At 68.1% G+C, this 22,214-nt stretch carries 19 protein-coding genes and 1 pseudogene; 12 read left to right on the forward strand and 8 right to left on the reverse strand.

What is annotated here, in order from left to right; translation table 11 throughout:
- Nucleotides 1-99: 99 nt before the first annotated feature.
- Nucleotides 100-1,059, forward strand: coding sequence for an NADPH:quinone oxidoreductase family protein (locus tag JAN5088_RS04425; protein WP_055681590.1), 960 nt, complete (start codon nt 100-102; stop codon nt 1,057-1,059).
- On the opposite strand, the gene JAN5088_RS04430 is transcribed toward JAN5088_RS04425, so the two are convergent.
- Nucleotides 1,049-1,963, reverse strand: coding sequence for a LysR family transcriptional regulator (locus JAN5088_RS04430; RefSeq protein WP_055681591.1), 915 nt, complete (start codon nt 1,961-1,963; stop codon nt 1,049-1,051). The two genes, JAN5088_RS04425 and JAN5088_RS04430, sit on opposite strands and share 11 nt — an antisense overlap.
- Nucleotides 1,964-2,212: 249 nt before the next feature.
- Here JAN5088_RS04430 and JAN5088_RS04435 point away from each other — a divergent pair, with 249 nt between their 5' ends.
- On the forward strand, nt 2,213-2,995 hold the full coding sequence (locus tag JAN5088_RS04435; RefSeq protein WP_055681592.1) for a Bax inhibitor-1/YccA family protein: 783 nt from the start codon (nt 2,213-2,215) through the stop codon (nt 2,993-2,995).
- 68 nt (nt 2,996-3,063) lie between these two features.
- On the opposite strand, the gene rodA is transcribed toward JAN5088_RS04435, so the two are convergent.
- The 6 genes from rodA to JAN5088_RS04465 form a co-directional block, all read right to left on the reverse strand.
- Nucleotides 3,064-4,230, reverse strand: coding sequence for a rod shape-determining protein RodA (gene rodA, locus JAN5088_RS04440; protein WP_055681593.1), 1,167 nt, complete (start codon nt 4,228-4,230; stop codon nt 3,064-3,066).
- Between the two features lie 7 nt (nt 4,231-4,237).
- The gene (gene mrdA, locus JAN5088_RS04445) at nt 4,238-6,178 is read right to left on the reverse strand and encodes a penicillin-binding protein 2 (RefSeq protein WP_055681594.1); all 1,941 of its coding nucleotides are present in this window, start codon (nt 6,176-6,178) and stop codon (nt 4,238-4,240) included.
- Between the two features lie 34 nt (nt 6,179-6,212).
- Nucleotides 6,213-6,740, reverse strand: coding sequence for a hypothetical protein (locus tag JAN5088_RS04450; RefSeq protein WP_055681595.1), 528 nt, complete (start codon nt 6,738-6,740; stop codon nt 6,213-6,215).
- A gap of 1 nt (nt 6,741) precedes the next feature.
- Nucleotides 6,742-7,644 carry a rod shape-determining protein MreC gene (gene mreC / locus JAN5088_RS04455; RefSeq protein WP_055681596.1) on the reverse strand — a complete coding sequence of 301 codons (903 nt, stop codon included), beginning with the start codon at nt 7,642-7,644 and terminating at the stop codon, nt 6,742-6,744.
- An 8-nt stretch (nt 7,645-7,652) separates the two neighbouring features.
- Entirely contained in the window at nt 7,653-8,690 is a 1,038-nt protein-coding gene (locus JAN5088_RS04460; RefSeq protein WP_055681597.1) for a rod shape-determining protein, read from the reverse strand.
- 174 nt (nt 8,691-8,864) lie between these two features.
- On the reverse strand, nt 8,865-10,427 hold the full coding sequence (locus JAN5088_RS04465; RefSeq protein WP_055681598.1) for a 2-isopropylmalate synthase: 1,563 nt from the start codon (nt 10,425-10,427) through the stop codon (nt 8,865-8,867).
- Between the two features lie 260 nt (nt 10,428-10,687).
- Here JAN5088_RS04465 and JAN5088_RS04470 point away from each other — a divergent pair, with 260 nt between their 5' ends.
- The 5 genes from JAN5088_RS04470 to JAN5088_RS04490 all read left to right on the forward strand — a co-directional run bounded on the left by JAN5088_RS04470 (nt 10,688) and on the right by JAN5088_RS04490 (nt 15,105).
- Complete coding sequence (locus tag JAN5088_RS04470) at nt 10,688-11,461, forward strand: CE1 family esterase (RefSeq protein ID WP_055681599.1); 774 nt, start codon at nt 10,688-10,690, stop codon at nt 11,459-11,461.
- 31 nt (nt 11,462-11,492) lie between these two features.
- Entirely contained in the window at nt 11,493-12,218 is a 726-nt protein-coding gene (locus JAN5088_RS04475; RefSeq protein WP_055681600.1) for an SDR family oxidoreductase, read from the forward strand.
- Nucleotides 12,208-12,864 carry an SDR family NAD(P)-dependent oxidoreductase gene (locus tag JAN5088_RS04480; protein ID WP_055681601.1) on the forward strand — a complete coding sequence of 219 codons (657 nt, stop codon included), beginning with the start codon at nt 12,208-12,210 and terminating at the stop codon, nt 12,862-12,864. The genes JAN5088_RS04475 and JAN5088_RS04480 overlap by 11 nt, the downstream gene beginning before the upstream one ends.
- Complete coding sequence (locus JAN5088_RS04485) at nt 12,858-14,393, forward strand: cryptochrome/photolyase family protein (protein ID WP_055681602.1); 1,536 nt, start codon at nt 12,858-12,860, stop codon at nt 14,391-14,393. The genes JAN5088_RS04480 and JAN5088_RS04485 overlap by 7 nt, the downstream gene beginning before the upstream one ends.
- A 112-nt stretch (nt 14,394-14,505) precedes the next feature.
- Nucleotides 14,506-15,105 carry a hypothetical protein gene (locus JAN5088_RS04490; RefSeq protein ID WP_055681603.1) on the forward strand — a complete coding sequence of 200 codons (600 nt, stop codon included), beginning with the start codon at nt 14,506-14,508 and terminating at the stop codon, nt 15,103-15,105.
- A 291-nt stretch (nt 15,106-15,396) separates the two neighbouring features.
- Here JAN5088_RS04490 and JAN5088_RS04495 read toward each other — a convergent pair.
- Nucleotides 15,397-16,827 (reverse strand): annotated as a pseudogene (locus JAN5088_RS04495) (MORN repeat-containing protein); the annotation flags it as partial.
- A gap of 156 nt (nt 16,828-16,983) precedes the next feature.
- Here JAN5088_RS04495 and JAN5088_RS04500 point away from each other — a divergent pair.
- From JAN5088_RS04500 to JAN5088_RS04520, 5 genes are read left to right on the forward strand one after another with little or no spacing between them, the layout of a single operon-like run.
- Nucleotides 16,984-18,648, forward strand: a complete 1,665-nt coding sequence (locus JAN5088_RS04500; RefSeq protein WP_055681604.1) for an NAD+ synthase — start codon at nt 16,984-16,986, stop codon at nt 18,646-18,648.
- Between the two features lie 16 nt (nt 18,649-18,664).
- Entirely contained in the window at nt 18,665-19,711 is a 1,047-nt protein-coding gene (locus JAN5088_RS04505) for a glycosyltransferase family 4 protein (protein WP_055681605.1), read from the forward strand.
- 57 nt (nt 19,712-19,768) lie between these two features.
- Entirely contained in the window at nt 19,769-20,182 is a 414-nt protein-coding gene (locus JAN5088_RS04510) for a VOC family protein (RefSeq protein ID WP_055681606.1), read from the forward strand.
- Nucleotides 20,179-21,117, forward strand: a complete 939-nt coding sequence (locus tag JAN5088_RS04515) for a 2-hydroxyacid dehydrogenase (protein ID WP_055681607.1) — start codon at nt 20,179-20,181, stop codon at nt 21,115-21,117. Before JAN5088_RS04510 ends, JAN5088_RS04515 begins: the two co-directional genes overlap by 4 nt.
- Entirely contained in the window at nt 21,114-22,211 is a 1,098-nt protein-coding gene (locus JAN5088_RS04520) for a pyridoxal phosphate-dependent aminotransferase (protein ID WP_055681608.1), read from the forward strand. Before JAN5088_RS04515 ends, JAN5088_RS04520 begins: the two co-directional genes overlap by 4 nt.
- Nucleotides 22,212-22,214: the final 3 nt, after the last annotated feature.

Raw genomic sequence — 22,214 nt, forward strand, 5'->3', positions numbered from 1 at the left:
ACGGGGGTCGCACCGGGGGGCGCGCCGGTCAACGCCTTTCGTCTTGCGTCCCCGCACCACCGCGGGCCACATCGGCCGAAACCGAAGGGAGAGACCTCCATGCGTGCCTATCAGGTCACCGGCCCCGGAACCGCCGGCCTCGTCCACGACCTTGACCGGCCGACCCCCGGCGCAGGGCAAGTCGCCCTGGAGATCGAGGCGGCGGCGCTCAACTTCGCCGACCTTCTCATGATCGAAGGCAGCTATCAGGACACGCCGTCCCTCCCCTTCGTTCCGGGGATGGAGGTCTGCGGAACCGTCAGTGCCCACGGACCGGACGTGACCGGGCCCGCTATCGGCACTCGTGTCGCAGTCTTCGGCGGACATGGCGGGCTGGCCCAATACGGGTGCTTTCCGGCGGATCGGGCCGTGCCCGTGCCGGACGACATGCCGTCCGACGTCGCCGCCGCCTTCATCGTCGCCTGGTCCACGAGCCATGTGGCGCTGACGCATCGCGCGCGGTTGCAGGCGGGCGAGCGGTTGCTGGTGCTGGGGGCCGCGGGCGGCGTGGGCCTTACGGCGGTGGACCTGGGCGCCCGGATGGGGGCCGAGGTGGTTGCCATGGCGCGCGGCGCCGACAAGCTCGCCATCGCGGGGCAGCACGGTGCGGCACATCTGATCGACGCGGAGACGCCCGATCTGCGCGGCGCGCTGAAGGCGCTCGGAGGGGTGGACGTGGTCTATGACGCGGTGGGAGGCGACGCGGCGCAGGCCGCCTTCCGCGCGATACGGCCGGGGGGGCGATACCTTGTCATCGGCTTCGCCAGCGGCACGGTGCCGACGTTTCCGGCCAATCACCTGATGGTCAAGAACGTGGACCTGATCGGTTTCTACTGGGGCGGCACGCTGACCTTTGCGCCGAAGGTCATCACCGACAGCATCGCCGCGCTGTTCGGGATGTATGCCGCCGGCGACATCCGCCCGCACATCAGCCACAGCCTGCCGCTCGAACGGGTGGAGGAGGCGCTCGGCCTGCTGCGCGACCGCAAGGCGACGGGCAAGGTGGTCGTCACGATCTGATCCGCGCCAGCCCGCCGGACGCCGCGACCAAGGGACGGCGCGTTGCGGGGGCGAGTGCGCCATAGACGTCGCGCAGGATCTCCAGCAGGCGGTCGCGCGTGGGGTCGCGCCCGGTATCCGCGGACAGAAGCATGATGCCCACGTCGCCCATGTCAGGCAGCGCGCCGCCATGGGGCACGGGCGCGGTTTCCGGCGTGTCGAAGCCGTCGATGACCACGTGGCAGGCCAGATCGGCGCTGACGCTGGCGTCGACGGCGCGGCTCGATTCGGCACTGATGGCCACATCCCAGGGGATGCCGGCAGCATCGAGCGCATCCTGCGCGCGGGTGCGGAAGACGCAGGCGTTCTCGAAGGCCAGGGGAAGGGGCCGCCGCGTCCAGGCCGTGCCCTGCTCCGCCCCGACCCAGACGAGCGGCAGACGCACGAGTTCGGTGCCGCCGGCGGGTGGCGCGGCCTCGGTCGTGAGGATGACGTCGCAGCGGCCTTCCGCGAACATCTGGTGCAACGTGGTCGTGACGCTCGACAGCAGGCTGATGCGGACGCGCGGATAATCGGCGGCAAAGGCCCGCAGGACGGCGGGGATGCAGCGCGACACGATGTCATGCGGCACGCCCAGCCGGATCTCGCCTTCGGGCGCCACGTCACGCATCCGGTCGAGCAATTCGTCGTTCAGGGTCAGCATCCGGCGGGCATGGGCCAGCGCCTTTTCCCCGTCGGGCGTCAGGCGCACGCCGCGGGCGGTCCGGTCCAGCAGGCGGGCGTCGAGCATCTGCTCCAGCCGGATGACCTGCATCGACACGGCGGACTGCGTCAGGTGCAGCAGAGCCGCCGCGCGGGTCACGCTGCCAGTGGCGGCGACGGTGGTGAACGCCCGCAGGGCGGTCAGGTCGAGGTTCCGGGCCATGGTGTTCCTTTCGGAGGCGACGATAGCAGCCCGTCGGTCATGACGGAAATCGAATGGGGAGATGGGTGACATCACGACCTGCAATGGCCTGACCATTGAGGCAGAACACCTGCGCCATAGCGAATATCAATCAAAGTCACGAAAACGCCTTGAATTGACAGCTTGAAAACCGTCGCCTCGCGCCCGATATTGACCGGCGAGGGGTTCCATTCCGGCGCCCCACCCCATGCATCCTTCTGGAGGAGCCACATGGCACAATTCGACGCCCTGCGGACCGGCTCGGTTTCCGGCGCCCGCGCTGCGGAGATCGATCAGGGCCTCCGCGCCCACATGAATAAGGTCTACGGCACGATGTCCGTGGGCATGCTCATCACGTTCGCGGCGGCTTGGGCCCTGTCGGGCCTGGCCACGACGACCGATCCGTCGCTGGCCGTGGCGCAGATGGGCAACGGCACGATGATCACGTCCTTCGGCGAGGCGCTGTATTTCTCGCCGCTGCGCTGGCTCGTCATGTTCGCACCGCTGATCTTCGTCTTCGGCTTCTCGGCCATGATCAACCGCATGTCCGCGGCCACGGCGCAGATCGTCTTCTATGCCTTCGCGGCGGTCATGGGGATGTCGCTCAGCTCGATCTTCATCGTCTTCACGGGCGTATCCATCGCGCAGACCTTCCTGATCACGGCGATCGCCTTCGCGGGCCTGTCGCTCTACGGCTACACCACCAAGAAGGACCTGTCCGGCATCGGCACGTTCCTCATCATGGGGGTGATCGGCCTGATCGTGGCGATGGTCGTCAACCTGTTCCTGCAGTCGGGGCCGCTGGCCATGGCGATCTCGGCCATCGGTGTGCTGATCTTCGCGGCGCTGACCGCCTATGACACGCAGAAGATCAAGAACGACTACATCGCGCACGCCGTGCACGGCGACGCCGAATGGCTGGGGAAGGCCGCGATCATGGGCGCGCTGAGCCTGTATCTCGACTTCATCAACATGTTCATGTTCCTGCTGCAGTTCCTCGGCAACCGCGAGTGACCGCAGGCAGATGACACGGGATGGGGCCGCCCTTCGGGGCGGCCCTTTTCGTCTGCGAAAGCGTCAGGTCAACGTCGGAACAGCTGCCCTTCCCCCTGCGCGCGCGGGCGGTGGACATGGGCCGACTGGACGATGCCGAAGGCCAGCATCAGGACCAGCATGGCCGATCCGCCGTAGCTGACCAGCGGCAGGGGCACGCCGACGACTGGGGCCATGCCCATGACCATCGACATGTTGACTGCGAAGAACAGGAAAAAGGCCACTGCAATGCCCAGCGTGACCAGCGAGGCGAAGCGGTCCTTCATCCGCAGGGCCGAGACGACGCAGAACGCGATGATGAGGAGATAGAGCGCCAGAAGCGACATCCCCCCAATCAGGCCGAATTCCTCCGCCAGGGTCGTGAAGATGAAGTCGGTGTGCTTTTCGGGCAGGAAGTTCAGCCTGGCCTGCGTGCCCTGCATGAACCCCTTTCCCGTCCATCCGCCGGACCCGAGCGCGATCTTCGACTGGGTGATGTGATAGCCTGCGCCGAGAGGGTCGCTGTCGGGGTCGAGGAAGGTATCGATGCGGCGGAACTGGTAATCCTTGATGAGTTGCCACGCCGTCCCGCGCGATTTGATGACCAGCGTGACGAGGCCCACGGCCGCGCCGATCACCGTTGCGAAATAGGCCCAGTGAACCCCTGCCAGGAACATCACCGCCCCGCCGCCGGCCAGAAGCAGGATTGCGGTGCCGAGGTCGGGCTGTTTCAACACCAGCGCCGTGGGCAGCAGGATGAGAAGGATGGGCACGATGACCCATTGCGGCCGGCTGACCCTGTTGGCGGGAAGCCAGTCGTAATAGGCCGCGAGCATCAGGACCAGCGCCACCTTCATCAGCTCCGAAGGCTGAAGGCGCATGAACCCGAGCTCGATCCACCGCTGCGCGCCGCCGCCGGTCGCACCGATCAGCTCGACCGCCACGAGAAGCAACAGCGTGACGCCGTAAATCGCGGGCGAGACGTTGCGCCAGAACCAGATCGGCACCATCGCCACCGCGAACATGAGACCGAGACCCAGGACGAAGCGCTGCATCTGCGGTTCGGCCCAGCGCCAGTTTCCACCGGCCACGGAATAGAGAACCATGAAGCCGATGCAGGCGACCGCCGTGATCAGCAGCACCAGACCCCAGTTGAGCGCCAGCAGCTTGCCCGGACCGGCCGGGACACGGGCGACGTTGTATTCAAGATAGCTCATGGCGGGGTCAGACCTCGGACTTGACGCGACCGCGCACGACCGTGGGGTTCAGCCGGAGGCTCGACAGCACCTCGTCGGCCTTCTCACGCTCGGCAGCCGGATAGGCCCCGAGCGGCGGAAGACCCCCGTTCAGCGCATACATGATGGCGTCACGCGCGATCGGGCCGGCGACGGACGACCCGCCGCCGCCGTGCTCGACCACGACGGCCACGGAATACTTCGGGGCGTCATAGGGCGCATACCCCACGAACAGCGCATGGTCGCGGCGGCCCCAGGGCAAGTCTTCGTTGCGGACGACGCCACGGGCCCGTTCGGCCGCCGTGATGTTGCGGACCTGGCTGGTGCCGGACTTCCCCGCCCATTTCATCCCCGCCATGTCGAACTTTGACCGGCTGCCGGTTCCACCGACGGCGTTGATGACCTGATACATCCCGTTGCGCGCGCCATCGAGATGGCTACGCGGAATATCCAGCGGACCCTGCACGCCGGATGGCCGCGCGACGCCGTCGACCGACCGGACGAGACGGGGATTGACCTCGAGCCCCGATGCGATGCGCCCGGTCATCACGGCCAGTTGCAGGGGCGAGGCCAGAACGAAACCCTGCCCGATCGAGGCGTTCAAGCTGTCGCCGATCACCCACTCCTCGCCCCGGCGCTCGCGTTTCCAGGCGCGGTCGGGAACCAGCCCCTCGCTCACGCTGGTCATCTCAAGGTCGAAGGCCGTGCCGAGACCCAGCTTGCGCGCCATGGCTGCGATGCGGTCGATGCCCGTGCGCTGCGCCAGTTCGTAATAGAACACATCGCAACTTTCGCGCAGGGACTTGGCGATATCGACCCAGCCGTGTCCGCCCCGTTTCCAGCAGTGGAACCGGCGATTTGCCACCTTGGTGTAGCCGCCGCAATAGAACCTGTCGCCGCCGCCGATCTCGCCCGCCTCCAGCCCGGCCATGAGGGTGACCATCTTGAAGGTCGATCCGGGCGGGTAGAGGCCCTGCACGATCTTGTTGTGCAGCGGCCGGTGATCATTGTCGCGCAGGCCGGCGTAGTCGGGCACGCTGATGCCCGAGACGAACAGGTTGGGGTCGTAGCTGGGTGCGCTGACGGCGGCCAGGACGTCGCCGTTGCGAACGTCCATCACCACCGCCGCGGCGCTCTCCTGACCCAGCCGCGCCTGGATGAAGTTCTGCAATCCCGCGTCGATGGTCAGCTGCACGTCCTGGCCCGACCGACCCTCGGTCCGGCCCAGTTCCCGCATGATGCGGCCGGCGGCGTTCTGCTCGACACGGCGGGCCCCGGCCTTTCCGCGCAGCGCCCCTTCCAGCTGCTTCTCGGCGCCGATCTTGCCGATCTGGAACTGCGGGGTCTGGAGCAGCGGATCGGGGTCCTCCGCCTCGGCGATGTCGCGCTCGGAGACGCGGCCGACATAGCCGATGACGTGGGCGTAGTCGTGGCCCAGCGGATAGACCCGGCTCAGCCCCACTTCGGGGGTGATCCCCGGCAGCGCGGGCACGTTGACGGCGATGACCGAAAGATCCTCCCACGACAGCCGGTCGGCCAAGGTGACCGACTGATGCGGACGACGGTCCATCTCGCGCAGGGCGCGCTGAAGCGTCTCCTCGTCGAGCTTCACCAGACCGCGCAGATGCGCGATGACGGCGTCCACGTCGTCAGCATCTTCGCGGATCATGCTGACGCGGTAGATCTGTTCGTTTCCGGCCAGCACAACACCATTGCGGTCGTAGACCAACCCGCGCGCGGGGGCGATCAGCCGGACCTTGATGCGGTTTTCCTCGGCCAGCAGAAGGAACTCGTCGGCCTGATCGACCTGAAGATGCCGCATCCGCCCAAGAAGCAACGCACCGAACCCGAGCTGCATCCCACCCATGACGAGGGCGCGCCGGGTGATCCGTCGGGAAGACAGGGCCTGATCCTGGATGTTGCGCTTCATGGCATCTCCGGAAGATGAAAAGGGTCGGACCGTCTCAGGCGCGGGTGCCGAGGCTGTCGAGTTCGCCGGGAGCGAGCCGCCTGACCCCGATCATCCGCGAGAATACGATTGTTGCGGGGTAAAACACAATCGTTGCCAGAGCATGCAACCCCTGCCCTGCGAGGGGCGGTGTCTCGGCGAGAAGCAGCATGAGAGCGACGTGATCGGCCAGAACGGCGGCCACGACGCAGGCCGAGACCATCGCCACCTCCGACCAGAACGTGAGCACTTCGCCGTGATCGACGCGGCGGCGGAGGTATTCGGACACCAGAAGCACGATCAGGGCCCAAAGCCCAAGCGGACGCATCAGCAGGAAATCCGCCACCAGAAGGACGAGCAGCAAAAGCCAGAATGGCACGTAGTCGGGGCGCCGCAGGATCCAGGCCGCCGTCAGACAGAAGATGAGGTCGGGGCCGGGCAGGCCGCCCTCTCCCGCCCCGAAGGGCAGAAGCGCGAAGAACAGGTAGACCGCGGAGAGACCCACGAAGACCGCGCGATAGGTCCAGACCGACCGCATCCCCATGTCAGGGGCCCTCGGGCGGGGGCGGTGGGCCCTGCATCGGCGCGGGCGCGGGCAGCAGCAAGGCGCCCGTGGTGTCGATGCGCGGCGATTCGCGTGTGCGCAGGACGCGCAGGAACTCCAGCCGTCCGGTGTCGGCCGATAGGCGCACCCGCAGCCGGCCGTCGGGCGCGCGCACGACCTGCCCCACGCTGAGGTCCGGCGGGAAGACGCCGCCGTCGCCCGACGTCACGATCCGGTCGCCCGCGCGCACGTCATCGGGGTTTTCGACGAAATCCAGCACCGGCGCCGCCGTCGTGTCGCCTGCGAGGATGGCGCGCTTGCCGGAGGGCTGGATCGTCACGGGGACGCGGCTGTTGCCGTCGGTCAGCAGAAGAACCCGCGCCGTCCGGTCGCCCACCCCCGAGATGCGCCCCACCAGCCCCAGCCCGTCCATCGCCGCCCAACCGTCGCGAATGCCGTCATCGGCCCCGATGTTAAGCAGGACCGAACGACGGAACGGGCTGCCGCTGTCGGTCAGCACGACGCCGGTGACATAGGTCAGTTCGGGCGACAGGCGCACCTTGTTGAGGTCGAGAAGGCGCGCGTTCTCCTGTTCCAGCTGGATCGCGGCCTCGCGCCAGGCCTTCATCTGCTGCAACTCTCGGCGCAGTTCCTGGTTCTGGTCGTAGACGCGGGCATAGCCCTCGAAATCCTCGATCAGGCGTCCGGCCCAGGTGACGGGCGCCAGCGCCCATTCGAAGCTCGGCACGATCCGGTCGACCATCGCGGCGCGCAGGCGTTCGGCGCGCGGGTTGTCGATCCGCCAGAGCAGGATCAACGCGATCAGCACGACGACGACGATTCCAAGAAGCAGCCGGCGCAGCGGCCGGTGATAGATGTCCTCGCCCGGTCGCGTCCGCGCCATGGCGCGCCTCAGCTGTCGTAGTCGATGACGTGGGTCAACTGACGCTCGTATTCCAGCGCCTTGCCGGTGCCGAGCGCCACGCAGTTCAGACATTCGTCCGCGACCGAGATGTTCAGACCCGTCTGCTCGCGCAGCGCAAGGTCCAGATCGCCCAGCAGCGCGCCGCCGCCCGTGAGCATCACGCCCCGGTCGACGATGTCGGCCGCGAGATCGGGCGGCGTCGATTCGAGCGCGGTCATCACCGCTTCGCAGATCTGCTGCACAGGTTCTGCCAATGCCTCGGCGACCTGGGCCTGGCTGATCTCGGTCTCCTTCGGGACACCGTTCAGAAGATCGCGTCCCCGGATCCGCATGACTTCGCCGCGGCCGTTCTCGGGCATGCGGGCGGTGCCGATCTCCTTCTTGATGCGCTCGGCCGTGGCCTCGCCCACCAGAAGGTTCTGATGGCGCCGCAGATAGCTGATGAGCGCCTCGTCCATCCGGTCGCCGCCCACGCGGACCGACCGCGCATAGACGATGTCGGCAAGGCTCAGTACCGCGACCTCGGTGGTGCCGCCGCCGATGTCCACGACCATCGACCCCGTGGGATCGGTGATCGGCATGCCCGCCCCGATGGCGGCCGCGATGGGCTCCGCGATCAGGCCGGCCTTGCGCGCGCCGGCGCCCAGCACGGATTGGCGGATGGCACGTTTTTCGACCGGGGTGGCGCCATGTGGCACGCAGACGATGATCTTGGGCTTGCTGAAGGTGGACCGCTTGTGAACCTTGCGGATGAAGTGCTTGATCATCTCCTCCGCGGTGTCGAAGTCGGCAATGACGCCTTCGCGCATGGGGCGGATCGCCTCGATCGAGCCGGGAGTCCGGCCCAGCATCAGCTTGGCGTCCTCGCCCACGGCCAGGACTTCCTTGCGGCCGTTCTTCATGTGATAGGCCACGACCGAGGGTTCGTTCAGGACGATCCCCTTGCCCTTGACATAGACGAGCGTGTTCGCCGTGCCGAGGTCGATGGCCATATCGCTGCTGAAGAGCGACCTGAAGATAGACATGTCTCGTCCCCCGTACCCATAGCCCCTATGCGCGCCGGACACGCGGGGGTTCGCGTGCGTCTAACGGGTTCGGTGGGGTGGGGTCCAGTGGTGGATTGCCGCCGGTTGCGCGAGGTTCTGCCGTTTTCGCGGCGACCGCCGGGGGCGGACGACCCCGACCGCCCGCGCTCCGCCTCAGCCGACGTCCTTGTAGCTGATCTCCCGCCCGTCGGTGCCACCCTTTTCGCGGCGGACCATCAGGCGGTTGAGGGCGTTCACATAGGCACGAACGCTTGCGACCACCGTGTCCGTGTCGGCGGACTGGCCCGAGACGATGCGCCCGTCCTCCTCCATCCGCACGGTGACGGTCGCCTGCGCGTCGGTGCCCTCGGTCACGGCCGAGACCTGATAGAGCTGCAGCCGGGCATGATGCTCCACCAGCGCCTTCACGGCGTTGAACGCGGCGTCCACGGGCCCGTCGCCGGTGGCCTCCGACGCCTTGACCTCACCGTCGATCACCAGCCGCAGGGATGCCTCCTGCGGCCCTTCGGTGCCGCAGACGACGCGCAGGTAATCGACCTTGATGCGGTCCTCGGACTGCCGCTCCTCGTCCTGCATCAGGGCGATCAGGTCCTCGTCGAAGACCTCCTTCTTGCGGTCGGCCAGTGCCTTGAAGCGCACGAAGACGTCCACCAGCTGATTGTCGGCCAGGTCGTAGCCCAATTCCTTCATCTTGGATCGCAGCGCCGCGCGGCCCGAGTGTTTCCCCATCACCAGCGACGTGGCGTTCAGCCCCACGTCCTCCGGGCGCATGATCTCGAAGGTCTCGGCGTTCTTGAGCATCCCGTCCTGGTGGATGCCGGATTCGTGCGCGAAGGCGTTCTTGCCGACGATGGCCTTGTTGAATTGCACCGGAAAGCCGCTGACCGACGCCACCCGCCGTGAAATCGCCATGAGCTTCGTCGAATCGACGCCGGTGGTGAAGGGCATGATGTCGTGGCGCACCTTGAGCGCCATCACCACCTCCTCCAGCGCCGTATTGCCCGCGCGTTCGCCCAGACCGTTGATCGTGCATTCGATCTGCCGCGCACCGCCCTCCACGGCGGCCAGCGCGTTGGCCGTGGCGAGCCCCAGGTCGTTGTGGCAATGGGTGGCGAACACGACGTCACTGGCGCCCGGCACCTCGGCGATCAGGCGGCGGATCAGTTCGGCGGATTCGTTGGGCGCGGTGTAGCCGACCGTATCGGGAATGTTGATCGTCGTGGCGCCAGCCTTGATGGCGATTTCGACCACGCGCGCCAGATAGTCCCATTCCGTCCGCGTCGCATCCATCGGCGACCACTGCACGTCGTCGCACAGGTTGCGGGCGTGGGTGACGGTCTCGTGGATGCGCTCGGCCATCTGATCCCGGGTCAGGTTCGGGATGGCGCGGTGCAGGGGCGAGGTGCCGATGAAGGTGTGGATGCGCGGCTGCCGGGCATGCTTCACAGCCTCCCAGCAGCGGTCGATGTCCTTGAGGTTGGCCCGCGCCAGCCCGCAGATGACCGCCCGGTCCGCGTTCCGGGCAATGTCCGAGACGGCAGCGAAATCACCGTCGGAGGCGATGGGAAACCCCGCCTCGATCACGTCGACGCCCATCTCGTCCAGCATGGTGGCGATCTCGAGCTTTTCGTCGTGCGTCATCGTGGCACCGGGCGACTGTTCGCCGTCGCGCAGCGTGGTGTCGAAGATGACGATCTTTTCGGAGGGCTTGGTCATGGTCTGATCCTGTCTGGTGTCCTGTTTCTCCGGCGCTGCGTCCCCTCCCGAGCGGTCGCGCCGAATGGCACGCTCAGGAGCGGATAAGAAGCAGGTCCAGGACGGGGCGGATCTTCGTCATGGCAGCAAGATACAAATTGACGCGCGGAAGGAAAGCGTTTTGTGCGCTTTGCGCCGGAAGCGCCCTGACCGCCCGTCGGGCTGGACAAGAGCGGCCGCCCCGCGCGACGTTGCGTGTGACCCGAACCCGGAGCTAGGCGATGCGCGTCCTGATCCTCCTCCTCTGCCTGCTCGGTGCTCCGGCAATGGCCTGCGGACCTGACAGCGACTGCGCGGTGGAGAACGGCACCTATCGCATCCGCCTGCCCGACGCGCCGCCGCAGGGGGCCATCCTTTTCGCCCACGGCTATCGCGGCACGGCAGAGGGGATCATGGGCAATGCCGCGCTGGAACGGATGGCGCGCGATCTGGGTGTGGTGCTGGTGGCGTTGCAGAGCGCGGGCGAGGACTGGGCGATCCCCGATGCCCCCTCCGAAGGCCGCCGTCCCGCGCGGGACGAGGTGGCCTACGTTCAGGCGGTCAAGGCCGACGTGGTGGACCGCTTCGGCATGGATCCGGAGCGTTTCATGCTGGCCGGGTTCTCGGCCGGCGGCATGATGGTGTGGAACGCCGCCTGCAAGGCAGGCGATGCCTTCGCCGTCTTCGTGCCCCTGTCGGGAACCTTCTGGAAGGGACCCCCCGCCACCTGCCCCACCGGCGCCGTCATCTGGCATTTCCACGGCACCGCCGACGCCGTCGTGCCCGTCGCGGGCCGCCAGATCGGACCCGCGCGGCAGGGCGACGTCAACGCCGTTCTGGCCATGTACCGCAACGACCGATCCTTGCACGACGCGGTTCCGGCGCCCGTGGATGACCTCGACTGCGCCCGGGGGGAGGGGGCGGATGCCATGCTGCAATACTGTCTGCATCCGGGCGGACACACCTTCGACGCCGGCTGGCTGGCCCGCGTCTGGCGCGCGACCTTCGACGGTTGACCGCGCCTCGCACCCCGCTAGCTGCCCCGTCATGGAGATCGAAACGAGAACCGCGCTCGTCACCGGCGCGGGCGGCCTTATCGGAGCGGATTGCGTCGCGCACCTTCTGGCGCAGGGCTGGCGGGTCGCCGCACTCGACCGCGATCGTGCGGCGTTGGAGCGGCTGGGCGCGCCGGCGGGGGGCGACCTGCTGCGGCTGGAGGCCGATGTGGCGGACGAATCCGCCGTCGCCCGCGCGCTGGCCGAACTGGACGACTGGGCCGGGCAACTGGACCTTCTGGTGAACAACGCGGGCATCGCCGACCCCGTCAGCGGCGCGATCGAGGATCTGTCGCTCGACGACTGGAACCGGCGCATCGCCGTCAACCTGACCGGCCCGTTCCTGATGACGAAGCACTGCGTGCCCCTGCTGCGTGCGGCAAAGGGTTCCATCGTCAACGTCGCCTCCACCCGCGCCATCATGTCCGAGCCGCAGACGGAGGCCTATGCCGCCGCCAAGGGCGGCCTCGTCGCGCTGACCCATGCCACGGCGATCAGCCTCGGACCGGATATCCGTGTCAACGCCGTCGCGCCCGGCTGGATCTCGGATGCGGACGACCTGTCCCCCGCCGACCATGTTCAGCACCCCGCAGGCCGCGTCGGCACCCCCCGCGACGTGGCCGAGGCGGTGGCCTACCTGGCAGGCGCGGGCTTCGTCACCGGCGCGGTGCTGGTCCTGGACGGGGGGATGACGCGGAAGATGATCTATGCCGACTGACCGCGCCCTCGTCGTCGGCGCGTCGGGCGGCATCGGCGCGGCCTTGGCAAACCGCTTGGACGACAGCCACGACGTAACCCGTCTCAGCCGCAGCAGCGACGGACTGGACGTGACAGACGCAGCCTCCGTCGCGCGGATCATCGGCCCGCTGGAGGGGCCGTTCGACCTCGTGTTCGTCGCCACCGGCATCCTCGCGCCCGACGGCGCCGCCCCGGAAAAGACACTCGACGCCGTGGACGCCGAGGTCATGGCCCGCACCTTCGCGGTCAACGCCATCGGTCCGGCGCTGGTCCTGCGGGCCATCGTTCCCAAGCTGGCGGATGCGGGCAGGATCGGCGTTCTGACGGCGCGGGTGGGGTCGATCGGCGACAACCGGATGGGCGGGTGGTATTCCTATCGCGCCGCAAAGGCCGCCGCGAACCAGATCGTCCACGGCGCCGCCATCGAGATCGGCCGCCGCAACAAGGGGTCCATCGTCGTGGCCCTGCACCCGGGCACGGTCGAGACGCCCTTCACCGAAGGTTACAAGGCCCCCAAGGTCAGCGCCGGGGAGGCTGCGGCGAACCTGATCGACGTGCTGACCGGGCTCGACCCGGCGCAGTCGGGCGGGTTCTTCGACTATGCGGGCGACCGGATCGAATGGTAAGCCGGCCGCGCCTGATCCTGGTGCTGGGTGACCAGCTTTCCGACGACCTGTCGGCGCTGCGCGAAGCCGACAAAGACCGCGACATCGTCGTCATGGCCGAGGTGCAGGTCGAAACCGATTACGTTCCGCACCACCCCAGGAAGATCGCCTTCCTGTTCGCCGCCATGCGAAAGCACGCGGCCCACCTGCGCGACGCGGGCTGGACTGTGCGCTATACCCTGCTCGACGATCCCGAGAATACGCACTCCATTCCGGGCGAGTTGCTGCGCGCCGCAGACGCGACCGGCGCTCAGGAAGCCATCGGGACCGAACCGGGCGAGTTCCGCCTGATCGCCGCGCTGGAGGACGGGCCGATCCCCGTGCACCTGTTCCCCGACGACCGCTTCCTGTGCAGCCACGCGGAATTCGAGGACTGGGCCGAGGGCCGCAAGGAACTGCGGATGGAATGGTTCTACCGCGAGATGCGCCGCAAGACCGGCCTCCTGATGGAGGACGGGGAACCAGCGGGCGGCAAGTGGAACTACGACAAGGAAAACCGAAAGCCGCCGCCCAAGGGCCTGACGTCGCCGGGACCGCTGCGGCATGAGCCGGACGCTGCGACGCGCGATGTGCTGACGCTCGTGCGCGGCAGGTTCGGCAACCGCTACGGCACGCTCGACGGGTTCTGGTTCGCCACCGACCGCGCGGGCGCGCTGGCGGCGCTCGACCACTTCATCGCCAAAAGCCTGCCGTCCTTCGGAGACTATCAGGACGCCATGGTCATGGGGCAGCCGTTCCTGCACCACGCGATCCTGTCGGTCTACCTCAACGCGGGCCTTCTGGGCTGGCGCGAGATCTGCGAAGCGGCGGAGGCGGCTCATGATGCAGGCGACGCGCCGCTGAACGCGGTGGAAGGCTTCATCCGGCAGATCATCGGCTGGCGCGAATTCATCCGCGGCGTCTATTTTCGCGAGGGGCCGGATTATACGGCGCGCAACGAACTGGGCGCGTCGCGCGACCTGCCGGAGTTCTACTGGTCGGGCGATACCGACATGGCATGCCTGCGCGAATGCATCACGACGACCATGGCCGAGGCCTATGCCCACCACATCCAGCGCCTGATGGTGACGGGCAATTTCGCCTTGCTGGCCGGGCTCGACCCCCATCAGGTCCATGAATGGTATCTGGTCGTTTATGCCGACGCCTACGAATGGGTGGAATCGCCCAACGTCATCGGCATGTCGCAATTCGCAGACGGCGGCGTGGTGGCGTCGAAGCCCTATGTGTCGGGCGGAAACTACATCAACCGGATGTCGGATTACTGCAAATCCTGCACCTATGCGGTGACGAAGAAGGTCGGCGAAAACGCCTGTCCGTTCAACATGCTCTACTGGGACTTCCTCGACCGTCACCGCGACCGCTTCGACGGCAATCCCCGCATGGCGCAAATGTACCGGACCTGGGACAGGATGGACGCCGATCACCGCAAGGCGGTGCTGGACGGGGCCGCCGGGGTGTTGGCACGTCTGGACGCAGGCGAACGCGTCTAGGCAGGACGGATGCGGCCGCGACAAGACCGCCGATTTTCCTCCGCCCGGCCTCATTTCCGCCGTCAGGTACCGACAGTCTGTCAACAGACCCGACGTACCGAGGACATTGATCATGCAATTCGACCGCCTGATGGTTTGGCTCGCACGAGCCGGCGTCGTCGCCCCGCGCGAGGCGTGGCTGGCGCAGGCCGAGAGCCCGGCCGCGCCCGAACTGCGGGGATCGGGAAGCTGGGCGAGTGACTGGACGGTGACGCGGGGAGCCCTCGAACGGGCCCGGTCCCTCGCCCGGCCCGGCCACAAGCGGAAGACGGATCCGACGCCCTGCGACGCGATCCCCGAAGGCAGCATCCGGGTCAGGCCGCTGATGTCCGCGCGTGACCTGAAGCTTCACAACTGGATCGCCGACCGGCTCGAGGCGGAGGCGCCGATATGCTCGCTTCACGCCGGTGTCGCGCTGCCAGCGTTCCTCACCGCCACAACGTCGCATGAGGACAGCGACCCCCTGAGGGGGCTGGTGGCGGACCTGTTGATCGTGGACGAACACGGCCGGCCCGTCGCGGCCCTCTTGCGCGACAACACGGCCGAGCCCGCCCGTCACCTGATGCTGCTGGACGCGCTGCTCGATGCGGATGTGCCGATCATCGACATCCCCGCCCGTCCCGGCCTCGCGGCCCTCTGGGACGAGATCGCGCGCGTCCTGCCGACGGGCTGACGCCCGCGACGGGACGGGTCAGTTCCCGTCGGCGGACGTGTCGTCGTCGCCGTCACGGGTCGGCAGGACGGGAAGCCGCTGGATGCCGTCGGTCGCCTCCGGTGCGGCATCCGACCCGCCGGCATCCTCGGCGGCCGGCGCGGGATCGTCGGCAGCGGGTCCGGGTTCCGCCTCCTCAGCCGGGGTGGAAAGTGTCTCCTCCGCGACGGCAGGCGCATCGTCGTCCGGCCCAGGCGTGGCGTCCCCGACAGCGGATGCGGCCTCGCCCCCCTCCGTCGGCGCCGTGTCCGCAGGCGCCGCGTCCGAAGTCGGCGCAGCCTCATCGACCATCGCCTCGCCCGTCTCCGCCTCGGCAAGAGCGCCCGCCGCCCAGCGACCGCTTTCGACCTGCCCTGTGGCATAACGCATCGTCCCCGGCCCTTCGCGCCGGCCGGCGAGGAACGAACCCTCGTAGACGTCGCCGTTGGCATAGGTGGCAGTCCCCTCGCCGTCGATCTCGCCGTTCCGCCAGCTGCCGGTGTAGGTGAACCCGTCGGCCATGGTGATGGTCCCTGCGCCCTGGCGCTGGCCGCGGACGAAGCCGCCCTCGTAGACGGTGCCGTCGGCATAGGTCGCACGGCCCTGCCCGTGGCGCAGGCCTTCGGCCCATTCACCCTCGTAGCGGTAGCCGTCGGTGAAGGTCATGACGCCGGTGCCGTGGTTCTGGGCGTTCAGGAACTGGCCCTCATAGACCAGCCCGTTGGGATATACCGCGCGCCCCTCGCCGTCGATCACACCGTCCTTCCAGGTTCCTTCGTAGGTGCCGCCGTCCACATAGGTGATCTTCCCCTCGCCATCGGCGACGTCGTTGCGGAATTCGCCCACATAGACCGATCCGTCGGGATAGGTGATCTCGCCCGTGCCCTCGATCCGGCCCTCGACCCAGCCGCCGGTGTAGCGGTAGCCGTCGCTGCCCGTGAAGGTGCCCTGCCCGTGGCGCCGGTCGGCCTTGAACTCGCCCTCGTAGACGTCGCCGTTGGCATAGGTGACCTTGCCCTGCCCTTCGCGCTTGCCATCGACCAGGGTGCCCACGTAGACGTCGCCGTTCCCTTGCGTCAGGGTGCCGGTGCCGTTGATCTGCCCGTCCGCCCAGGATCCGTCGTAGACCAACCCGTCGGGCGTCCGCAGGATACCCTTGCCTGACCGGACGTTGCCGGCCATCGCGCCATCGTAGGTGGATCCGTCGGGATAGGTGATCTTGCCCTGCCCCTGCTTGACCCCCTCCGACCAGCCGCCGTCGTAGCGGTATCCGTTGGGCGCCTCCATCACGCCCTGCCCGTCGTGGACGGCATTGACGAAGCTGCCGGTGTAGCGGGTGCCATTGGCGTATTCCGCGACGCCCTGCCCCTCGATCCTGCCGTCGACCCAGCCGCCGGTGTAGGTGGCGTTGTCGGCGAAGATGATGGTTCCGGTGCCGTTGGGCTCCCCCCGCGCGAATTCGCCCTCATAGACCGATCCGTCGGGAAAGACGGCACGGCCCTCGCCCCGGATCTCTCCGTTCACCCATTCGCCGGTGTAGGTATAGCCGGACGGCAGCGTGTAGGTGCCTGTGCCGTGCTGTTTGCCGTCGAGAAACGTGCCCTCGTAGACGCCGCCGCCGTCGTATTGTTTCGTGACGACGTCCTGCGCCTGCGCGCCGCTCGCCATCATGGCGATCACTGCCGCCCCGATCAGCCTGTTCATCCGTTCGTCCCCTGCACGTGCCGTCCCTGGTGGCGCAAGCTATGGAAACGGGCAGGAACAGGCAACGGGTGATGCGCGCCCTTGCGCCCGATCGGCGCTTCCCCCCGGATGCCCGTCGCGCTAGGTCAGCCGGGACCCGAGGAACCGGAGCGGCCGATGTCCGATACCTTCCGCCTGACGCTGGCGCAGCTCAACCCCGTGATGGGCGATCTGGACGGCAACGCGGCGCAAGCGCGCGCCGCCTGGGCCGCCGCGCGGGATGCGGGGTCCGACATGGTTGCCCTGCCCGAGATGTTCCTGACCGGATACCAGCCGCAAGACCTGATCCGCAGGCCCGCCTTCGTCGCCCATGCGCAGCGCGTGCTGGAGGCGCTGATCGCCGATTGCACCGACGGCCCGGCCTTGGGTATCGGCACCGTCCACTGGCCGGAGGGCGAGGAAAAGCCCTTCAACACCTATGTTGTGGCTTCGGGCGGCGCCGTGGTGGCCGAAGTGCACAAGCATCACCTGCCCAACTACCGCGTCTTCGACGAGAAACGCTTCTTCGCGGCCGGCGACGTCTCGGGCCCCTATGCCGTGGGTCCGGTGCGGCTGGGCACGCCCATCTGCGAGGACGCCTGGCTCGACGACGTGGCCGAGACGCTGGCCGAGACCGGCGCCGAGATCCTGCTGGTGCCGAACGGCAGCCCCTTTTTCCGGGGAAAGCAGGATGTGCGCTATGGCCATATGGTCGCGCGCACGGTCGAGACCGGGCTGCCGCTGGTGTACCTCAACATGACCGGGGGGCAGGACGATCAGGTGTTCGACGGAGCCAGCTTCGTGCTCAACCCCGGCGGCATCCTGACCCACCACCTTCCTGCCTTCGAGGATGCGATCGTCCATGTCGATTTCGACCGCACCGACGATGGCTGGCGCGCGCGCCCCGGCGACCGTGCGCTGCAACCCGAGGGCCCGGGCGCCGATTACCGCGCGATGGTCGTGGGGCTGCGCGACTACATCACGAAGGCCGGGTTCACCAAGGCGCTGCTCGGCCTGTCGGGCGGGGTGGATTCGGCCATCGTCGCGGCCATCGCGGCCGACGCCCTCGGCCCCGACAACCTGCGCTGCGTCATGCTGCCGTCGGAATATACCTCCGACCACTCGCTCGACGACGCGCGCGGCGTAGCGGAGCGGCTGGGATGCAGGCTCGACACCCTGCCCATCGACGGCCCGCGCGCCGCCGTGACCGAGACGCTGGCGCCTCTGTTCGACGGCACCGCACCCGATCTGACCGAAGAAAACATCCAGTCCCGCCTGCGCGGCCTGCTGCTGATGGCGCTGTCCAACAAGTTCGGTGAGATGCTGCTGACCACCGGCAACAAGTCCGAGGTCGCCGTGGGCTATTCCACCATCTACGGCGACATGGCGGGCGGCTACAATCCGGTCAAGGACCTCTACAAGACCGACCTGTTCGCGGTCTGTCGCTGGCGCAACGCGAACCACGTCCCCTGGTTCAAGGGCCCGGCGGGCGAGGTGATGCCCCCACGCGTGATCGACAAGCCCCCTTCGGCCGAGTTGCGCGCCGACCAGAAGGACGAAGACAGCCTGCCGCCTTATCCGGTGCTCGACGACATCCTGAAACGTCTGATCGACGGCGAGGAATCCGTGGCGCAGGTCGTCGCGGCGGGCCACGACCGCGACACCGTCAAGCACGTCGAGCGGCTGATCTACCTTAGTGAATACAAGCGGTTCCAGTCTGCCCCCGGCATCCGTCTGTCGGAGCACGCCTTCTGGCTCGACCGCCGCTATCCCATCGTCAACCGCTGGCGCGATCCGTCCTGATCCGGGGAGCAGCAAGATGGCGACGATCCTTTTCGTGGTGCCGCGGTTTCACACGAACCTCTTTTTCGCCACACGCGCGCTGCTGGAAGCCGATCATCGCGTCGAGGTCGCCGTCGCCGACGTGGCCGACGGGGAAGACCATACCTACGTCCGCCCCCTGTGCGTCGGACCGGAACCCGACGCAGGCTCACTGCGGGCCCTCGTCGACCGCGTCCGGCCGGACCTCGTCATCGTCCGCGGAAGCCCGGCGCTCATCCGACATGCCAGCGTTGCCGCGCGGCGGCACGGGCGGGAGGTCGCTGTCTTCAGGTACGATCAACGGCCCGCGACGCGCATGACATCGCTCGGGCGTCGCCTGCGGAACGCGCTCGGCGGCATTCCCGCACGACGCATCACGCCCGTCCCCGGCCTGCAAGCCGAAGCACCGCGCGATCCGATGGCCGTCTGCATTCCCTTTCCGGTCGCCGCTCTGCCGCACGATCCGCTCGCGCGCCCCAGTGATGGCCCCGTTCGCGTCCTCTGCGTCGGCAAGCTGGCGCAGCGGCGGAAGAACCAGCACCTTCTGATCGCCGCACTTCGAAGCCTTGCCTCTGCATCCCGCCGCTTCGAGCTGACGCTCGTCGGTTCGTCCACACGACAGGCGAGCGGCGCGGCCGAGAGCTTCTACGACGCGCATTTGGCTGCGGTCCGCGCGAAACCCTGGATCGAGTTGCTGAGCGACCGGCCGTTCGCGGAAATGACTGCACTCTACGCCGCGCATGATATCTGCGTGCTGCCGTCGGTGGGCGAGCCGTTGGGAAGCTCTCCTATAGAAGGAATTGCCTACGGAACCATCCCGGTGGTATCCGTCGAGGCGGGATCGGCTGGGTTCGTGGATCACGGACGGACGGGACTGCGGGTGGATATGTCGATGGACGGCGCCCTGACCGAGGCTCTGGCCTCGCTTCTGGACGATCCGGCCCTTCGCAAGCGACTGTCGGACGGCACGCGGCGGCTCGCGGAGGATGAACTCTCGCCCGCGCGCTCTGTCGCGCGCACCGAGGCCCTGTTGCCGACCCCTTGACCTAGGCGGCCCGAAGGCTCGACGTGTGAAAAGCGATTCAGAAGGAAGCCCTGCCTCATGACCATCTTCCACCTCGCCTTCAATGTGGGCGATCTCGACGGAGCGCGGCTGTTCTACGGCGACCTGCTGGGTTGCACCGAGGGGCGGTCGACCAAGACCTGGGTCGATTTCGACTTCTTCGGCCACCAGATCAGCTTGCACCTGGGTGAGCCCTTCGCTCACCGACCCACGGGCAAGGTGGGCGACCACATGGTGCCGATGCCCCATTTCGGTGTCCTGCTGCAGCTCGATGAATGGCGCGCGCTGGCCGACAAGCTGGTGGCGGCCAGGCAGGACTTCGTGATCGAGCCCACGTTGCGGTTCAAAGGGCAGCCGGGCGAACAGGCGACGATGTTCCTGCTCGATCCCTTCGGCAACCCCATCGAGATCAAGGGGATGCGCGACCCTGCCGGGCAGGCCTTCGCCACATGACCCGCGTGCTGTTCGCGGCGAAGCCGAAGACCTGGGCCGAGTACCGTGCGCCCCTGACGGCCGCGCTGGCCGAGACGGGCGTGACGGCCGAGATCGTGACGCTGGACGATGCGACCGATCCCGCGACCGTCGACTGGATCGTCTATGCTCCCAACTCCGCTTTGCAAGATTTCGTGCCCTACACGGCGCTCAAGGGATGCCTCTGCCTTTGGGCGGGGATCGAGGATGTGGAGGGCAACCGCACCCTGACCGCGCCGCTGACGCGGATGGTGGACACGAACCTGACGCGCGGCATGGTCGAATGGGTGACGGGCCACGTCCTGCGCCATCACCTCGGCATGGACGCCCACGTCGTGAACCCCGACCGTCGCTGGGACGGCACGCCGCCGCCGGTGGCGACCGACCGCCCCGTCGCCGTGCTGGGGCTGGGCGTTCTGGGCGCAGCCTGTGCGCGGAACCTGGCCGAACTGGGGTTTCCTGTCACCGGCTGGTCGCGCCGCCCGAAGGAAATCCCCGGCGTCCGGTCCGTCACGGGGGACGACGGATTGCGCGATGCGCTGTCGGGCGCGCGGATCGTCGTCCTGCTGACGCCGCATACGCGGTCCACGGAAAATCTGATGAACGCGCGCACGCTGGGCTGGATGCAGCGGGGCGCAGTGCTGCTGAACCCCGGACGCGGCGCTTTGATCGACGATGAGGCGCTGCTGGCGGCGCTGGACGGGCATCTGGGCCATGCGACCCTCGACACCTTCCGGGTCGAGCCGCTGCCGCAGGATCACCCGTTCTGGTCGCATCCCCGCGTCACCGTCACGCCGCATATCGCCTCGGCCACCCGGCCAGCCTCGGCCGCGCGGGTCATCGCGGACAACATCCGGCGCGGGGAGGCGGGGATGCCGATGCGCCACGTCGTCGACCGGACGGAGGCCTTGACATGAAGTTGACCCCCCTCGCCCGATCCCTCCCCGCCTCGGTCCCCTTCGTCGGGCCGGAGGCGCAGGAACGCAGCCGCGGCGCGCCCTTCGCGGCGCGGCTGGGCGCCAACGAGTCGGCCTTCGGGCCCTCTCCCCGTGTGATCGCGGCGATCGAGGCTGCGGCCCACGACGTCTGGATGTACGGCGACCCCGAGGCGCACGACCTGCGTGCGGCCATCGCGGCACACCACGGGGTCGAGCCGACGAACGTGGTGGTGGGCGAAGGCATCGACGGCCTGCTGGGGTATCTCGTGCGGCTGCTGGTCGGCCCGGCCGATCCGGTCGTGACCTCCGACGGCGCCTATCCGACGTTCAACTATCACGTCGCCGGTTTCGGCGGGGCGCTGCACAAGGTGCCCTATGCCGCCGATCACGAAGACCCGGAGGCGCTGGCCGCGAAGGCACGTGAGGTGCGCGCCCGCCTCGTCTACCTGGCGAACCCTGACAATCCGATGGGAAGCTGGCACACCGCCGATACCATCCAAGCGATGATCGGCGCCCTGCCGCCCGACTGCGTCCTGTGCCTCGACGAAGCCTATGCCGACCTCGCCCCGCCCGAAGCGATCCCGCCCGTCGACGTCACCGACGCGCGCGTGATCCGCATGCGGACGTTTTCCAAGGCACACGGGCTGGCCGGGTTGCGCGTCGGCTATGCGTTGGGTCATTCCGACCTGATCCGGGCCTTCGACAAGGTGCGGAACCACTTCGGCCTCGGCCGTCTGGCCCAAGCCGCGGCGCTGGCCGCGCTGGCCGACACGGACTGGCTGGCCGAGGTGCGTGCCCGCGTGGTCCAGTCGCGGGACGCCATCGGCGCCATCGCGCGCGACAACGGACTGCTGCCCCTGCCGTCGGCGACGAATTTCGTCGCCATCGACTGCGGCGGCGACGGCGATCACGCGCGCCGGGTGCTGGCCGCGCTGGCCGCACGGGGCATCTTCGTGCGGATGCCGGGGGTCGCCCCGCTCGACCGTTGCATTCGGGTGTCCTGCGGCCCGGCAGCCGACATGGACGCCCTGCGCGCGGCCTTTCCGGGGGCACTGGCCGATGCGGCGACCTGATCG

Origin of the sequence: Jannaschia rubra, from assembly GCF_001403735.1 — a bacterium.
Lineage (GTDB): Bacteria > Pseudomonadota > Alphaproteobacteria > Rhodobacterales > Rhodobacteraceae > Jannaschia > Jannaschia rubra.

What these genes read in the sequence shown, in the direction of transcription:
- JAN5088_RS04510 (WP_055681606.1), top strand. Translation starts at nt 19,769, where the DNA reads ATGACCATCTTCCACCTCGCCTTCAATGTGGGCGATCTCGACGGAGCG.
- JAN5088_RS04475 (WP_055681600.1), top strand. Translation starts at nt 11,493, where the DNA reads ATGGAGATCGAAACGAGAACCGCGCTCGTCACCGGCGCGGGCGGCCTT.
- mrdA (WP_055681594.1), bottom strand. Translation starts at nt 6,178, where the DNA reads ATGAAGCGCAACATCCAGGATCAGGCCCTGTCTTCCCGACGGATCACC.
- JAN5088_RS04485 (WP_055681602.1), top strand. Translation starts at nt 12,858, where the DNA reads ATGGTAAGCCGGCCGCGCCTGATCCTGGTGCTGGGTGACCAGCTTTCC.
- JAN5088_RS04470 (WP_055681599.1), top strand. Translation starts at nt 10,688, where the DNA reads ATGCGCGTCCTGATCCTCCTCCTCTGCCTGCTCGGTGCTCCGGCAATG.
- JAN5088_RS04460 (WP_055681597.1), bottom strand. Translation starts at nt 8,690, where the DNA reads ATGTCTATCTTCAGGTCGCTCTTCAGCAGCGATATGGCCATCGACCTC.
- JAN5088_RS04500 (WP_055681604.1), top strand. Translation starts at nt 16,984, where the DNA reads ATGTCCGATACCTTCCGCCTGACGCTGGCGCAGCTCAACCCCGTGATG.
- JAN5088_RS04465 (WP_055681598.1), bottom strand. Translation starts at nt 10,427, where the DNA reads ATGACCAAGCCCTCCGAAAAGATCGTCATCTTCGACACCACGCTGCGC.
- JAN5088_RS04430 (WP_055681591.1), bottom strand. Translation starts at nt 1,963, where the DNA reads ATGGCCCGGAACCTCGACCTGACCGCCCTGCGGGCGTTCACCACCGTC.
- JAN5088_RS04520 (WP_055681608.1), top strand. Translation starts at nt 21,114, where the DNA reads ATGAAGTTGACCCCCCTCGCCCGATCCCTCCCCGCCTCGGTCCCCTTC.
- JAN5088_RS04480 (WP_055681601.1), top strand. Translation starts at nt 12,208, where the DNA reads ATGCCGACTGACCGCGCCCTCGTCGTCGGCGCGTCGGGCGGCATCGGC.
- JAN5088_RS04450 (WP_055681595.1), bottom strand. Translation starts at nt 6,740, where the DNA reads ATGGGGATGCGGTCGGTCTGGACCTATCGCGCGGTCTTCGTGGGTCTC.
- JAN5088_RS04505 (WP_055681605.1), top strand. Translation starts at nt 18,665, where the DNA reads ATGGCGACGATCCTTTTCGTGGTGCCGCGGTTTCACACGAACCTCTTT.
- rodA (WP_055681593.1), bottom strand. Translation starts at nt 4,230, where the DNA reads ATGAGCTATCTTGAATACAACGTCGCCCGTGTCCCGGCCGGTCCGGGC.
- JAN5088_RS04515 (WP_055681607.1), top strand. Translation starts at nt 20,179, where the DNA reads ATGACCCGCGTGCTGTTCGCGGCGAAGCCGAAGACCTGGGCCGAGTAC.
- JAN5088_RS04490 (WP_055681603.1), top strand. Translation starts at nt 14,506, where the DNA reads ATGCAATTCGACCGCCTGATGGTTTGGCTCGCACGAGCCGGCGTCGTC.
- mreC (WP_055681596.1), bottom strand. Translation starts at nt 7,644, where the DNA reads ATGGCGCGGACGCGACCGGGCGAGGACATCTATCACCGGCCGCTGCGC.
- JAN5088_RS04435 (WP_055681592.1), top strand. Translation starts at nt 2,213, where the DNA reads ATGGCACAATTCGACGCCCTGCGGACCGGCTCGGTTTCCGGCGCCCGC.
- JAN5088_RS04425 (WP_055681590.1), top strand. Translation starts at nt 100, where the DNA reads ATGCGTGCCTATCAGGTCACCGGCCCCGGAACCGCCGGCCTCGTCCAC.